We start from the raw sequence: 15038 nt of genomic DNA, 5'->3' as shown, positions 1-15038 counted from the left end.
TATTATTCTTTTCTCCAAATATTTACCTTTTCACCTACATAGATAATCTTAGACCCATAATTGTCAAACCTGAAATTAAGTTCAGTTATATCACCCATACGATCACGAAACTCCTGCTGACGCTCTTTGGGGCAATAGAAAAGGATGAATCCTGCACCTCCTGCACCTAATAGCTTTCCACCAAGGGCTCCGGCTTCCATTCCTTTGTTATACATCTCGTCAACCAGTCCCGTACTAATCCCTGAAGTCAAGGATTTTTTCAGTAACCAGTTTTCATGTAGTATTCTCCCAAAGTCATCAAGATTATTTTTTTCCAAGGATTCTCTGAGGCTATAAGCCAATTTGACCATCTCTTTCTGTGCCTCAAACTTCTTCTTATCACTAATCGCTGCTGACTGGCTCTTCAAAATGGCATTAGCAGAATGTTCACCACCTACGAAAACCATCATTAGGTTCTCTTCCAGTTCCTGCTTTTTTCCTGGTTGCATGATAATTTTCTCTACATTCACGGTCTCATCACCATAGAATGTGATAAAGTTCAGACCGCCACAAGCTGCTGCATACTGATCCTGCTTTCCAATAGGAGAACCGACTCGATTGATTTCAATATCACAAGCCAATTCTCCAAGCTTCTCACCACTGGAGGCCTTGCCAATATATGCACGTACCGCATTCAGCAAGCCAACAGTGAACGAACTGCTGGAACCCAAACCCGTACCCGAAGGAATATCAGCAATGGAATTCAAATCCACACCCGTCAATCCATACATTTTCAGCACTTCACGGAAAATAGGATGCTTAATGTCGTCAATGCAATTTACCTGCTCTGTTTTGGAATACTTTAGCTGAATCTTATCCTTCTCAAAGTAGGGATGGATAGCAATATACATGTATTTATCTATCGAGGTGCTGAGCACAGCTCCTGTAGATCTGCGGTAAAATGACGGCAAGTCTGATCCGCCACCCGCAAATGAAATGCGAAAAGGTGTTCTTGATATAATCATATAGTTAGTTCTAATTAATTATTTCTTTTATAGCATTAAGCAGTGCATTGGGTTCGTTTGTCTTGATGATAATAGAGTCCTTACATCCAGCATTCTGCCCAACTTTCAAATCTCTGTCGGAATCTCCAATCATATAGCTCTTTGACAGGTCAATGTTCCAATCTTTGGCGGCTTGAAGTAACATGCCTGGTTTTGGTTTGCGGCACTCACAGTCAATCTTATATTCAGGACGCTCTTCTGGATAGCCTCTGTCTGGATGATGAGGACAGTAGTAGATGGCATTCATATAAGCACGTTCTTTGCCAAGCATCGTTTCCAATGATGCATGGATATACTCCAATTCCTCAATGGAACAGAGGTTGCGGGCTATCACCGGCTGGTTTGTGACAATAATAGACAGATAATCGCTCTTATTAATCAGTCGGATAGCCTCAGCTGCCCCTTCAATCAGCTCCAACTGCTCTGGTTTGTTCAGCAGATTCACCTCTCTTGAGATAGTTCCGTCTCTATCAAGGAAAATAGCAGGGCGCTTGTTGCTTCGATTCAGACGACTCACTTTGCCACTCTTGACATCATCACATACAGCATAATAACGTTCGGGAGTGCCCATATCCTTGATATACTCAAAGCTCACATAGCCATAAAGATTCATGCCGTTATCCAGGCAACGGGGTAGCACATTCTTCTCGATATGGCTCTTTACGCCGACTTCTATCTGTGTCAGAATCTTCGGAGAGAAAATAAACAAGGCTGCGTTAACGATGTTACGGCTAACAAAGCCTTCCTCATGTGGTTTATTAAAGAACTTACGTACTTTCCCTTCTGCATCCAAATCTACTATATCCGAATCGTATGGATGATCATTGGGGTGTAAAAATAGAGTTGCATCCGCCTTCTTTGACTTATGATAATTGAGCATCGACCTCATATCAAAGTCAATAATCGTATCTCCATAGAACACGAAAAAGTCTTCAGTCAGTTTTTCCTTCAGATACCCCAGTGCTCCTGCAGTTCCAAGAGGTTGCGTTTCCTGATAGTATTCAATATTAACATCCCATTTCTTTCCATCACCGAAATACGATGAAATCTGGTCACCCATGTGGCCGATGATGAACAGGAAATCTGCGAAGCCATAACGCTTGCATAACTCAACCTCATGTTCGACAATGGGTTTCCCGCAGACAGGTATCATTGCCTTGGGAATCTCACTATTCACGGAGGCGATGCGAGTACCCTGCCCTCCAGCGATTATTACAATTTTCACTTGTCAACAATTTAAAATTAAAAGACCATGGTATGTACCGGTCTATACATTTTATAAAGAAATACATAATGACACATATCATTAAGAAAATAGAAAAATCGTCTAAAGGAATCTCTCTCTTAAGGAAAAATATGATTGGAAAATGAAATGTCATTATTACCATTGAGTTCTTTCCAAAATATTCCGAAATAGAGGATTCCTGCAACAAGTTTTCAAAGAGAATAAAAGTTCCTACAATAATTAACCATGCAGAAAAGAAAAACAACATTGGATTTCCTATTGTCTGAAGAACTACTTCTACACTTAAAATCCCTGATAATATTATATTTAAGATATTGACAAGTGTACCAGTAATTATCATTATTACCCCCCATTGAGGTTTATTTAATTTGCGCACAATCCTATCATGATAGAAACCTGCCCAGACGAACGGAATGACTAAAAGCGTTACATCTAAACGGAATGGAAGGGTTCTGTGAATGAAGAATAACAAAATTCCACCTACCGATAAAACCGCAGTCATCATAAATTTCCATGCTATACTCTTAATGTTTTTGTTCATATAAATAAACAAAAGATTCGAGAAGAACAATGGAGGTAAAAACCAAATTGGGAAAAACGACAGGCCAAGTTCTTTTATTCCATTTTGTCCTCCTCCCAATACGACATGGGCAGTATAAACAACTAACTTATGTATCTTATCAGGATACCAAATTGTGGCAACTATGAAGTTAATGGCTAAACAGATGACACTCCAAAAATAGAATGGAGCCATCAATCGTAAGAACTGCGGTTTCCCCCCCCCCCAAGCAGTCTTAGAACGAATACTGAATAGATATCCTGAAAGATAGAAGAACAATGGCATATGGAATGCATATATCCACTGCCCAAAGCCTTCACGAGGGATTAAATGGCCTAAAACGACGAGTAAGATTCCAAATCCCTTTAGGTTATTTATCCAGCGAATCATTTCCCGAGTGCTTTTTGTATTGCCAAACGAACAGAGTCATTTGAATTATGGGGAGCTTTCCATCCTAGCTCGTTCACCTTTGTCAAGTCATAACGGAATTCAGGAACATCACCTACCCAACCACGGTCACCTCCTGTATAACGAATCTTCGCATTCAATTCCATTTCCTCTATTACCATAGCAGCAATTTCCTTCACCTTGGTGCGGGTGTTAGAGCCAAGCATATATACGTTGTAAGGTTCGTGAGCATGGTCTATCACAAAGAATATTCCATCCACTAAGTCTTTCACGTAAACATATGGTTTGCATTGTTCGCCATTTCCAAGAACCTCCAATTCATTCGGATTTCTCTGGAGTTTGTGGATAAAGTCATAGATAACACCATGAGTGAAACGCTCACCCACCACATTCGGGAAACGTGTTATCCATGTCTGTATACCATAAGTAGAACTAAATGCGCTAATGAAAGCCTCACTGGCCAACTTACCTGCACCATAATTTGATACGGGTTTCAGTGGACCGTAATCTTCGTTCAACACATCGTATGTCTCACCGTAAATGGCAGAGGTGGATGCAAAGAAGAGCTTCTTAATTTCAAACTCTTTCAGAAGCTGTAGTACATTGAAAGTAGTGTTGAACGTCAAGTTATAATCCACCATCGGGTCTTTACCACCCTTCTGGATGTCGCTGTTAGCTGCAAGATGATAAACCATATCAAACTTGCCTTCAGCAAAAATTTCGCCCATCTTAGACATATCCAGCAAATCTGCTTCAATAAAGCGGAAGTTGGGATTTCCAATTAGGTGCTCAATGTTCTCTTTACGTCCTAGTACCAAGTTATCTACTACGGTCAGATTATGACCTCTTGCTATTAATGCATCGTTTAAATGAGAGCCTATAAATCCGGCTCCTCCTGAAATTAAAATATTCATATTTATTTCCTTATTATTTTTTTCTTTATTGTCAATTCTAAACTTCTCATATTTGTTATAAGAAAGAAAGGTGTATATAATTTATGTTTAAATAAGAAATAAGACATTGCATATCTCTTACTAAGTCCTACTATTAATAATGGTGATTGCTTAAAAAACCATTCCGGCAAGAATAGGGATTCTCTTAAATCATCTAAATAGCTATATTTTTCCTTTTTTGTCATCTTACACCCCTTTTTTGTTAGGAGGGTTGCAGGGGCGTTAAGCAAGGTATATGTCATCTGATAAACATATTCCTTTCTTTTTTCATACAAATCCACTCCTAATGCTTTTGCGCCTTCTGTAATACGTTCAGCAAGCAACTTAAGTGTTGAAAGTTTTATCGGATTAAACTTAGATGAAGTTGAGAAACCTTCGCGAATATAATGTAAATAAAAAGTCTTTCTCATCAGACTAACCACTTTCGCATATTTGAAAATCCGTGTGATAAAATCGATGTCCTCACCTCCTGCCTTATAGCTTTCATCAAAGAATACATTGTTTTGGATAATAAGATCTTTTTTTATCAGTGAATCCCAAACACAATCAATGATGTTTTTATTCAACAACTGTAGATAGTTATCTGCAATAAGACTATCTTTTAACACCATGTCATAAATAGAAGTCTGACGAGTTCTTACCACAACCCCATCGCTTATGATATATTCTTTCTTTCCAAATTTTACAATGTCTGCATCGTCGTTTATTGCCCTTCTATATGATTCTTCAAGAAGCCCAGGAAGATACTCATCATCATGATCTGAAAACGCAATATAATCCCCTTTTGCAATCTTAAGTGCAGCATTTCTGGCATTGCAAATACCTCCATTCTTTTGATGGATTACAACTATACGATTATCCGCATTAGCATATTTATCGCATAACTCAGAACTACCATCTTCGGAACCATCATCGACAAGTATTAATTCGTAATCTTGAAAATTTTGATTTAAAATACTGTCAATAGCCTTGTTTAAATACTCCCCTGTATTATAAACAGGCATAACAACAGATATCTTAGGATTATTTTCCATATACTTAATTCTTATTATCCTTCATTAGTGTCCCGTTAAAATGGGACGAGTTTAAATATTAATCAAATAGCCCCGGAATGAGGGGACCAAATTGATCTTTGACATCGTTGAAATTAGTCTTATCGAACAGGTCTCGTAAGTGAGTCTTGTCTGTCAATGAGATGCTAAGAATCTGCAAAACCTCATAGGTCGAGCGTTCTAATCGCATATCATGTTGGACAATAGCCACGAGACAGTAAGTAATAATGGCCACACTGATTTGTATGCGGACAGCATTCTCCGTCGTACCCCAAAACCTCTTTATCTTTAGATGTTGCTTGAGCCATTTGAAGAATAGTTCTACCAGCCATCTTTTCTGATAGAGATTTGCGACATCCAATGCAGAAAGCTGCTTTGCATTCGTCAGGAAAGTGAACTCACGGTCGTCTTCCTCGTCATAGTAGCGAATGAGTCTGAATGACTCTGGATACTTCTTCTCCGAGAGATAACCAGCCAGTTTTACTTCTGCATCAGTCAGCACGTTCTTAGGCATTCTTCGCTTCCATTTGACAATCTTGTACTTCAGGTTCGTCTTGGCTCTGACTACGAAGAAAGACTCTGTAAGGTGTATCCTGTAGAGTTCCTTAAATGAGTCATAAGCCCTGTCGAATATGTAGTAAGCATTTGGCTCACAGGAAATTGAAGACATTGTCGTCGAATCATGCTTGGATGCTGTGGTCACTGTATAGAAGGCCGGAACCTGAGCCTCAATGTCATATAAGACATGGACTTTGACGCCTCCCTTCTTTCTTCGAAACTTCGCCCATGGGAATGTTGCCAGACACAACGGAATAGTAGTTGAATCAAAGGCATATTTCTTTCCTGGGATATCCAAGATGTTGGTCGCTCGTTTCTCGCAAGCTTCCTTCATCATATAGAAGGCAAAGTCCTTGAAGATTCTGTAATCACGATTCTGATTAGCTGACGCAAGAGTCGTTTTAGCGATAGGTTCACGACCTAATCCAAGATGGTATTGCTTGGCCCGATGTGCTTCAAAAGCAACAATCAGATCACGAAGACTCTCACGATTACTCAGTTGACCAAACATCATTGCAAGCAGCTGGTTCCAGCAGGTGAAGTGCTTCACGTAGCGATTACCATCATACTTGCGAACGTAGTTGTTAAACTGAGTCCTGTTTAGAAAAGCGGTAAGTTGAGCAAAAACGTATTTGTCTTGGAACATAGCAGTCAATTATATTTGGCTGCAAAGTTACAAAATCAAGTCCGTTTCATTTCAAAAACCTGCCTAATAGACTGAATTTCAATTATTTCAAAGAGCGATTAGTCCACTTTAACGGGACAGTAGTGATTATCCTTTATAATTTATTCCCAAAACACTTTTTATTTTGTCCTTTACTGAAACGGGCAAAATTGATTTAATTCTTTTCCAACTATATGAAAAAACCATCCCCCAAAAACTTTTCTTTCTAAACACCACTTCCATGCAATAAAATTGCTGCTCCGCCCAGTTTCCTTGTTGGGACACACCTCCTCCTTCATAAATAGAAAGGACAGTGTCGATCTTCATTGTTTGATCTATGGGAATTCTTGCAAAAAACAGTGCATCTGAAATAATAATTTTTTTGGTTACGATATAGTAGCCATGTTCTTTATGTAAATCTCTCTTGTAAATGATAGCCTGATGTATCAAATTACCAGATGCAAAATCTGATGGTCTTAAAATTAAGCCGCCGTCTTTTTTTTTACTATACACATCAGAATAAAGAAATGATATATTGTTTGGTATCTTTCTTGAGAAGACCTCTTCTAGGACACTTTCATTTGCAAAACAGTCTCCAGCATTCATCATGATCAGCCATTCTCCTGTTGCTTTTTTGATACCTTTGTTCATAGCATCATAGATTCCCTTATCAGGCTCACTTATCCAACAAGTTAATTGCTTATCATATTTCTTTATAATATCAATGGTTCCGTCTGAACTACCACCATCAACAATAATATACTCTATATTCTTATATGACTGTTTAACAACAGACAATATCGTTTTTTCTATACCGTCCTTTGCATTATAGGACACTGTTATAATTGTAACGCAAGGCAAAGATAATAATGATGTCATAAATAATACAATAACTAATTGGCAATTAACAGAAGAATGACACTCTAAGCTATCTATGACAGATTACTCTCTTCATCCTCAGTTTTTAGATTTTCTTCCATCTTAAAACATACAAGTCCTCTAAACCAACCTTCAAACTCAGAATCATTCATTCCTCTAAACTCAGGTGAATAACACATAGCCACAAGACACCACAGTCCTACATTTAAAGTATCTATGTTGTTAACGTTCTCTAACCACGTACAGACCCATTGAAATGCGACATAGCTTCCTAATAGTTTAATATATTTATTCCTACTACAATAAACTGCAAGATATGTAGCTTTAAAATAAATCATACTAAACAAAAACAGTCCTATAAGCCCCGTATGCGTAATATAGTTTAAAACGGCCGCCTCATTATTAGCTCTTTGGCCTCGATAAATCATACTATCATCATAATCATACACATATATAAATAGAACCTGGGATGCCTCCACATCATTACCGCGAGCGGGGGTTCGCCCCCATAACCAATAATTGTGCTTCAAAGCAGAATTGATGACATCATAATACAACAAACTTCTTGTATCTCCCTTTTTATCATCTTCTGTTCTTGTATACTCTGCGTCCATTTTTCCATTAAGCATACTATATGCATTGGAAAGAATCATCACATAAGCAAGCGCCAAACATCCATATGAGCATTTCAATATTAATCTATATTTCCTTTCAGAGAGTTTTTTTGATTTATATACCAATATACAGAAAACAAATGTCGCAGTTCCTTTAAGCAGTTGCATTCTGCCATCTGGATAAAAGTTAAATGAAAAAAACACAAGGAAGACTAGTGCAAAATAGAAATATTTTCTTTTAAATAAAGGAGAATATAAGATAACAAAAAGAATAGGAAGCATATAAAACTCAGAAAGCCCGCCTGCAACCCAATAAAAAAGCAAGACGGTAAATATCAAAACAAACTTAAGCCACTTCTGATAGAATTCCCGAGTAAAAGCTGGATTGATAAATGGGAATATTAACAAAGGACATAATAGCCTTATTGAATTATCTAAGAAAATGCGAGAATCTGTATAATTTTCTATAAGGAATAGTCCCCTCATCATACAAGCCCCGACCCACAGGAAATATAAACGAATCCATCTAAAATAACTATCAAAATAGAAATGAGAAAACTCTTTTCTTGCAACAAACAAACACGCAATTACTAATAATTGTATGACAATACCAAAGGCCGTATTGCTAAACACAGCATTTGCAAAAGTCAACGCAAGAAATATATAGACGAGTAGCGACTTGTATGTCAATACATTTGCAGCCATATTCTTTCACTCGATAAAACTATCCATAATAGAATTAAACTTGGTGGTAAAAGATGCCAATGAAAAGACTTTATCTGAATAATCATAAATATACTGTCGCCTTTTCTCTATTTCCTCCACACTGAGTTTTGATAACTCTTTAACAGTTTTAACTATTGTCTCAACATGAAAATCATTCAAAACAACCATCCCTTCGCAATAATCGAAGCCACATTCTTTTGTAACAACTGGGATAAGACCATGTGCCATACAAGTAGCCACACCGGTGTTCATTGCCTCTGAGCATGATGGATAAATAACGTATGTGTTGCCAAGTACCACGTTCTTAACGAAATCGTCTGACATAACACTTACACGCCCTCGATTAATTGTATTGGGCGATTTCAGCTTATCAAATAATGATTTCTCTTCATCGTAAAGTCCATATACATTTAATTCGCAGTCTTCCAGTTTCGCGAAAGCGTCCAATAAGACATCCAATCCTTTATGAATAAAGCCTCCAGAACCAAACCAAACGAATTTCTTTTTTACTGATGATGTCACTCTCAGTATTTCTTGCGAATTATATACATAAGACTTATTCCTGATGGCATTCGCATTTATCCTGCCATACTTAGAGAAATACGAAAGCATTGATTCCGCATTGTATTCCGAGTTGAGTATAATGCCGTAATCCGATTGTTCAAACTGTTTAAGAGTATAAAATCCCTTTCTTACTATTGCCTTTTTTGTATTAATGCGAGGATGCCGCTGGTTAAGATTCTGCAATCTTTCCTCGTATTTCTCTTCAACAACGGCTGGATTATTCTCTGTTACAAATAATATCTTCTGCTTGATAGCCCATTCATTACAACATTTTTCATATAGCGGGCCAAATCCCAATATCAAATCATAGGTGATTCCATTATGTCTTTCAAATGCAGTTAAATCCTGACAATCACATAAATCAATGCAATAATCTTTTTGTATCAAGTAGTGAATCATTTGATTGATGTGCTGTATTTGTGCATGAGCAACATTATCAATGTCTTTATTTAGTAATGACTTGTATGAGAAAAACACTCGCTTTTGACAAGGATTGGCTAAATCCCTATTAATATTATCCATATCAAGTATTTGAAAATGCCTTGATACCTTTAATAATAACTTAGAAAAGAGTGTCCTATTCATTTCTTTATTCTTATAATCCTAGATAAAGAGATATTTAACAAATAACTCAATAATATCGAAGTAGCCAACGATAGCATTATATATAACCATGTCGGAAGACATAGAATCCTAAAAGAAAGTAAAACTACAAAATGTAGTAAAAAGAACTCATAAGAAACATTACCCATTTTCTCAAGAAGTTTACACAACAAGTTCTGTTTAAAGACAATATTATATAATCCCACCACAATAAAAGCAGCGCCAAATGCTTGTACTATCCTATAAATAACATTATTTTCATACCCCACTATATTGTTGATGTCAAGCAAAACAACACCAAATATGCAGAAAAGCCAAAAATACTCTGCCCTCCATCTATTCAAATACTTCTCATTCAGCCATCGGAAAAAACCACCAATAAAATAGACTGGCAAATACTCTATATATGTTGGTAGAATAGGATTTACACATACCAAGAGTATAATTAACGATGATAGCCATATTCCTTTTTTTATCCATAATCCGATTAGCAAAGGCATGATCAAAAACATACGTACCTCAACATAAAGATACCAAATTGGTGGATCTAACAAATCACTATTACAAGGTAATAACAAAGATACATTTTTAAGATAATCTGCTATTCCAATAGGCTTATTCCAGAATGAGTTTCCCCAATCACTAAAACTACCTTGATTATATGGTATCTGTAAATTGCATAACACATATGCTAAAGACAATACTATAATTGCCAGAGGATAAATCCTCAATACTTTCTTCTTAATACCATTAAAATACCCCACCCAGGTAAACTCTGTTTTATAATAAAAGAAGACACTGATACCCATGAAAATTATCACAGCGCACTGGCCATCCCACAAAATATGGAAAAGGGTTGGTTGATACTTAAGAACCCATGCTATATCTCTCATATTCAAAGCATGGGAAAGAAAGACCATCAACGCAGCTATGCCCTTCAAGATTTGTACACCTCGGTTCATAAAACAACAACTTAAATAACATAATTAGTTATTTCCGATGGTATTTCAGTTCCATGTATAAAATGATCATAAACAGCATGATACATTGCAGCCTGTATTCTCATGGCCTTTTCATTATCCCAATAAGTATCGGCAAAAGCAGTTGCATTTTCAACTAGAATTCTTTGAAGTCCTTTATCTTTTACTAATTTCACCATATTTTTACCCATCTCTATATAATCGCCAATTTCCGATATTAATACAGATGTAGATTTTTTATTTAATGATGGTGTCCCTTTTGTCGCATAGGTAACTACCGGCATTTGCATCTGAATAGCTTCTCTAATGGTTGTGGAAATGGTATCCACCCTAATTGGTACTAACGCAAATCGTGATTTTGCAACTTGACAAAGGGCATCATAGTGGGTTTCATAATAGCCACTAAAAATGACCTGCTGTTCCAATCCCTCTTTTTCAAGTATGGATTTTAAATGATTAAGGAATCCCTGTGAATATCGTCCAATCACATTCATCGTTATTCCTTTTTCTATTTTTGAAGCTTCGACAAAAGCCATTATAGCATCCTCACCTGCTTTTGAGATGTCTGCGGCCCAATATGCAAAATCATATTCTTTATCTTTAGGACTTGGCACATCCTGACTTGCACAAAAATGGTATCTCAAGAAAACAGCATCAGGATTAAACCAAGAAGCTATAGTCCTATACCATTGCGAGTCTGTTGCAATATAATGAGCTCGCTTTAAAACACGTTGCTCTACTTCTTTTCGCGTCTCATACTCTTGCTTGTCCATTAAAGGATAATTCGTAATAAAATCAGGATCAGATAAAGCTGTTTGCATAGAGACAATTAATGGATACTTTTCAACATCTATATCAAGAGCACATAGAGAATAAAATGGTGACTCTATTCCAACTATGTTTATCACATCTGGCTGTATCTCATTGATAAACCTACGTATATAATACCTGTTTTGCTTGTATAACTTATCAAAATAGCCTCTTTCTTGATTAAAACAATGATAATATATACCATCTATTACAAAAGATTGCATCATTGTTTTCATACCTGGATGTGGTATAATAGCATGCAGTTCTATATCATTATACTTTTTAAACTCATTAAAAAGGAGTGTATTCCACATTCCTCTATCATAGTAATGATATTGAGGGATACCTAAAATTCTTTTTATAGTGTTCGTGAGTCTCAGTGATGACAATTTAATACTTTCCCTTATTTCCTTATTTGAAACATGACAAATAATAGCGACTTTTAACATCTTGTTCATTATCACAACACTTTTATCATCTTTAAATATTCCGGCCACTCACCCATATCATGCCACGATTCCTCACTCACGGGAAAACACCCAACTCTACCACCACGTGTTTTAACCTTTTCCATCAAATGGGTTATATGGAAGAACTCTCCTTCAGGAATCTCATCTATCAGTCCCGGATTAAGAATATAAACTCCAGAATTAACCATATAGGTATGTTCAGGTTTCTCTTTCAAATCTACCATCAATCCATCTTCGCCTGTTTCAATAACTCCGTATGGTATCTTAAAACTCTTCACCATTGTTACAATTGTCATATCATTATGGTTATTGATATGATAATCATACACGTCACGATAATCTTGCTCATTAATACTATCACAGTTAGATACAAAGAATGGCGTATTAATTCTACCTTTTAATAGTGACACACTGCCAATAGTTCCTAATGGTTTATCCTCCATAAAGAAGTCAATGTCATATTTATGTTCTAGTTGACTTAGATAGTATTTCATCATATCTGCTTTATAATTCACTGACATGAAGAATTTATGGCATCCAATTGCCTCAAATTGGTCCATTATAACTTCAAGGATTGTTTTATCCCCGACGGGAACAAGTGGTTTAGGTAAAACATTTGTAAGGGGCTTTAATCTTGTCCCCTTCCCACCAGCCATAATGACTACCGGCAAATCAATCTTATCACGATGTTGCAGTTCTGAATGCTTGAAAAAATCATCCCAGAAATATACGTCAATTAATTCTCCGCTGGCATCAACTACAGGCATACATTCAGCCCGTAGTGCCATCATCTTAGTCCTAACGGACTCTCTACTTTCGCCAGGCGATGCATACTTTTTTTTCTTATCAACAATAGAGGATACGGAATCACTTAGCGGTGCATTTTTTATAATAGCCCGCTGAATATCGCCTATTGTGAAGATTCCTTCAAAATGTTGCCCATCAAACACGAAAAGCATCTTAACCTTTATTTCGTCCATCAACTTCATCGCTTCAAGCAATGATACGTTGGGCGAAATAATCCTTCTTGTGATTTTTTCTTTCATAAGAGTTTAATCTATTCTTTTTACAACTAAAGAATAACGATGACCATCTTTTTCAAACGTCAAGGGGAATCTCTCAAAGTCTGCGATTCTGAACCTTGGGAGCAATTCGCTTAATGTTTGATTCGTATCCAAATTATCATCGTTCTTATTAAATCTTCTATAATAAGATGAATCACCAATTTGTTCAATGGGATTTAATGAATCTAACTGTTGTACAAATAGACAACACATATCAATGATTTTTCTCGCCATAATATCCTGCATTTCTCCTAGCATTTCATAACCTCGGAAATGAATTACATCTTTTAAATAATATGGGCCAGCATCGCATGCCTCTACTGCTTCAAACAAAGTAAGAGGAATATCATTCTTACCTTCCAAAATCTGCCATTTTAAAGGTGTAAAGCCCTTACCTTTAGGTAAATCTGACGCATGTACAACAATATTGTGTTTATGTTTATCCAAAAAATCTTTTTTAAGAATCTTAGTACAACTCAAGATAAAACAAATATCCTCATCGCCAACTTCTTTTGAGTTGTTATACTCTTTCACATCGATATTGTCTGTCTGCAACTTCTCTTTTAAAACATGAGAATATGGTACAAACCATGAGTTAATATCATCAACTAATATCGCAATTTTCATATTATTATAGTTGCAATGGTAAACAATATTTTAAGCGGATATTTCTTTCAAGGCCTTTAAATAAACATCACATATAAAATCAATCTGCTCGTCTGTCAATGCGGCATACATCGGCAGCGTTATTTCATTATCTGTGACGTATTCCGTCTGGGGTAGAACCGCTCCAAGATCTATGTATGTAGTGAATCTATGGGCAGCTGGATAGTGAACGGAGGTCTGGATTCCTGCTTCGTGGATATACTCACGGATCTTATTCCTTCTCCCCTTAGTGCTATTCAACAACACTGTCGGAAAGATATAGTTACTCACAAACTCAGTGTTGTCAGCAAACGGGATTACCAATCCTTCCACATTGCTCAAACGCTCCACATAACGCTGGCGAACAAGCAGACGAGTTTCCAAATCTTCAGGGAGCTTCTTCAACTGCTCAATGGCAATGGCTGCACGAATATCATCCATGCGGAAGTTGTAACCCAAGCAGGTGATATCATATTCTGTGGCATGACCACTGGCACGCTGATAGCTCATGGTACTCATACCGTGAGAGCGAATCAAGCGAGCTTTCTTTTCCATCTCCTCATTATTGGTGATGAACATACCACCTTCACCGGTAGAGATATTCTTGTTAGAGAAGAAACTGAAAGCGGCACAATCACCAATGGTACCCAGTTTCTGGCCTTTGTACTCCGACAATGGGCCATGACAAGCATCCTCAACCACCTTAAGGTTATGCTTCTTAGCAATGGCCATAATCTCGTCCATCTTAGCAGGGAAACCAGCCATGTGTACTACCACAATACCCTTGGTTTGGGGAGTAATCTTGCGCTCAATGTCAGCTGGGTCAATATTGATGTGGTCTGGGCCAACAATATCTGCGAATACAGGTGTAGCACCTACATAGCGGATGCAGTTGCAAGAAGCTGCAAAGGTCAGAGAAGGACAAATCACCTCATCGCCAGGGCCAAAGCCACAAACCATACAGCAGACGTGAAGGGCATCGGTGCAGTTCGACATGCTCACTGCATACTTCACCTTCCACATATCAATAAACATCTGCTCTAACTCTGCATTCTTCGGGCCAGTAGAGATCCAGCCCGACTTAATTGTATCATACGCGGCCTGAGCCTCGCGCTCGTCGAAGTTCAGATTAAAAAGAGGAATTTTGTATGCCATAATTAACTCTTGGATAAAATTTTGTTCTCTATATATATTCAAATT

The 15038-nt window shown here is 37.2% G+C and carries 14 protein-coding genes; all 14 read right to left on the bottom strand.

Features of this window, described 5'->3' with window-relative positions; all coding sequences use genetic code 11:
* Window positions 1–2: 2 nt before the first annotated feature.
* The 14 genes from BMY16_RS01765 to BMY16_RS01700 all read right to left on the bottom strand — a co-directional run bounded on the left by BMY16_RS01765 (window position 3) and on the right by BMY16_RS01700 (window position 14993).
* Window positions 3–1004, bottom strand: a complete 1002-nt coding sequence (locus BMY16_RS01765; protein ID WP_091839234.1) for a GHMP family kinase ATP-binding protein — start codon at window positions 1002–1004, stop codon at window positions 3–5.
* 10 nt (window positions 1005–1014) lie between these two features.
* Complete coding sequence (locus tag BMY16_RS01760) at window positions 1015–2268, bottom strand: HAD-IIIA family hydrolase (protein WP_091839232.1); 1254 nt, start codon at window positions 2266–2268, stop codon at window positions 1015–1017.
* Complete coding sequence (locus tag BMY16_RS01755; RefSeq protein ID WP_091839229.1) at window positions 2213–3238, bottom strand: acyltransferase family protein; 1026 nt, start codon at window positions 3236–3238, stop codon at window positions 2213–2215. The genes BMY16_RS01760 and BMY16_RS01755 overlap by 56 nt, the downstream gene beginning before the upstream one ends.
* A complete protein-coding gene (locus BMY16_RS01750) occupies window positions 3235–4170 on the bottom strand; it encodes an NAD-dependent epimerase/dehydratase family protein (RefSeq protein WP_091839226.1) in 936 nt (311 codons plus the stop codon). Before BMY16_RS01750 ends, BMY16_RS01755 begins: the two co-directional genes overlap by 4 nt.
* A 2-nt stretch (window positions 4171–4172) precedes the next feature.
* Window positions 4173–5243 carry a glycosyltransferase family 2 protein gene (locus tag BMY16_RS01745; protein ID WP_091839223.1) on the bottom strand — a complete coding sequence of 357 codons (1071 nt, stop codon included), beginning with the start codon at window positions 5241–5243 and terminating at the stop codon, window positions 4173–4175.
* 58 nt (window positions 5244–5301) lie between these two features.
* A complete protein-coding gene (locus tag BMY16_RS01740) occupies window positions 5302–6465 on the bottom strand; it encodes an IS4 family transposase (protein ID WP_091839221.1) in 1164 nt (387 codons plus the stop codon).
* Window positions 6466–6591: 126 nt separating this feature from the next.
* The gene (locus BMY16_RS01735; RefSeq protein ID WP_091839218.1) at window positions 6592–7362 is read right to left on the bottom strand and encodes a glycosyltransferase family 2 protein; all 771 of its coding nucleotides are present in this window, start codon (window positions 7360–7362) and stop codon (window positions 6592–6594) included.
* A 53-nt stretch (window positions 7363–7415) separates the two neighbouring features.
* The gene (locus BMY16_RS01730) at window positions 7416–8681 is read right to left on the bottom strand and encodes a hypothetical protein (protein WP_091839215.1); all 1266 of its coding nucleotides are present in this window, start codon (window positions 8679–8681) and stop codon (window positions 7416–7418) included.
* Between the two features lie 6 nt (window positions 8682–8687).
* Window positions 8688–9851, bottom strand: a complete 1164-nt coding sequence (locus BMY16_RS01725; protein WP_139207093.1) for a glycosyltransferase — start codon at window positions 9849–9851, stop codon at window positions 8688–8690.
* The gene (locus BMY16_RS01720) at window positions 9848–10831 is read right to left on the bottom strand and encodes an acyltransferase family protein (RefSeq protein WP_091839209.1); all 984 of its coding nucleotides are present in this window, start codon (window positions 10829–10831) and stop codon (window positions 9848–9850) included. Before BMY16_RS01720 ends, BMY16_RS01725 begins: the two co-directional genes overlap by 4 nt.
* An 11-nt stretch (window positions 10832–10842) precedes the next feature.
* Window positions 10843–12117 (bottom strand): glycosyltransferase, encoded by a 1275-nt coding sequence (locus tag BMY16_RS01715; RefSeq protein WP_091839204.1) that lies wholly within the window; start codon window positions 12115–12117, stop codon window positions 10843–10845.
* 2 nt (window positions 12118–12119) lie between these two features.
* The gene (locus BMY16_RS01710; RefSeq protein ID WP_139207092.1) at window positions 12120–13175 is read right to left on the bottom strand and encodes a nucleotidyltransferase family protein; all 1056 of its coding nucleotides are present in this window, start codon (window positions 13173–13175) and stop codon (window positions 12120–12122) included.
* A 6-nt stretch (window positions 13176–13181) separates the two neighbouring features.
* A complete protein-coding gene (locus tag BMY16_RS01705; RefSeq protein WP_091839202.1) occupies window positions 13182–13820 on the bottom strand; it encodes a formyltransferase family protein in 639 nt (212 codons plus the stop codon).
* Between the two features lie 30 nt (window positions 13821–13850).
* Window positions 13851–14993, bottom strand: coding sequence for a DegT/DnrJ/EryC1/StrS family aminotransferase (locus tag BMY16_RS01700; protein WP_091839199.1), 1143 nt, complete (start codon window positions 14991–14993; stop codon window positions 13851–13853).
* Window positions 14994–15038 lie beyond the last annotated feature (45 nt).

This window comes from Prevotella sp. ne3005, from assembly GCF_900110085.1.
GTDB lineage: Bacteria > Bacteroidota > Bacteroidia > Bacteroidales > Bacteroidaceae > Prevotella.
The sequence above is the reverse complement of the archived record's forward strand: the minus strand, read 5'-3'. Positions and strand labels throughout refer to the sequence as shown.

Excerpts from the sequence above, each read along its gene's own strand:
- BMY16_RS01735 (WP_091839218.1), bottom strand. The coding sequence starts at position 7,362 with ATGACATCATTATTATCTTTGCCTTGCGTTACAATTATAACAGTGTCC.
- BMY16_RS01720 (WP_091839209.1), bottom strand. The coding sequence starts at position 10,831 with ATGAACCGAGGTGTACAAATCTTGAAGGGCATAGCTGCGTTGATGGTC.
- BMY16_RS01765 (WP_091839234.1), bottom strand. The coding sequence starts at position 1,004 with ATGATTATATCAAGAACACCTTTTCGCATTTCATTTGCGGGTGGCGGA.
- BMY16_RS01740 (WP_091839221.1), bottom strand. The coding sequence starts at position 6,465 with ATGTTCCAAGACAAATACGTTTTTGCTCAACTTACCGCTTTTCTAAAC.
- BMY16_RS01725 (WP_139207093.1), bottom strand. The coding sequence starts at position 9,851 with ATGAATAGGACACTCTTTTCTAAGTTATTATTAAAGGTATCAAGGCAT.
- BMY16_RS01700 (WP_091839199.1), bottom strand. The coding sequence starts at position 14,993 with ATGGCATACAAAATTCCTCTTTTTAATCTGAACTTCGACGAGCGCGAG.
- BMY16_RS01705 (WP_091839202.1), bottom strand. The coding sequence starts at position 13,820 with ATGAAAATTGCGATATTAGTTGATGATATTAACTCATGGTTTGTACCA.
- BMY16_RS01750 (WP_091839226.1), bottom strand. The coding sequence starts at position 4,170 with ATGAATATTTTAATTTCAGGAGGAGCCGGATTTATAGGCTCTCATTTA.
- BMY16_RS01715 (WP_091839204.1), bottom strand. The coding sequence starts at position 12,117 with ATGAACAAGATGTTAAAAGTCGCTATTATTTGTCATGTTTCAAATAAG.
- BMY16_RS01745 (WP_091839223.1), bottom strand. The coding sequence starts at position 5,243 with ATGGAAAATAATCCTAAGATATCTGTTGTTATGCCTGTTTATAATACA.
- BMY16_RS01755 (WP_091839229.1), bottom strand. The coding sequence starts at position 3,238 with ATGATTCGCTGGATAAATAACCTAAAGGGATTTGGAATCTTACTCGTC.
- BMY16_RS01710 (WP_139207092.1), bottom strand. The coding sequence starts at position 13,175 with ATGAAAGAAAAAATCACAAGAAGGATTATTTCGCCCAACGTATCATTG.
- BMY16_RS01730 (WP_091839215.1), bottom strand. The coding sequence starts at position 8,681 with ATGGCTGCAAATGTATTGACATACAAGTCGCTACTCGTCTATATATTT.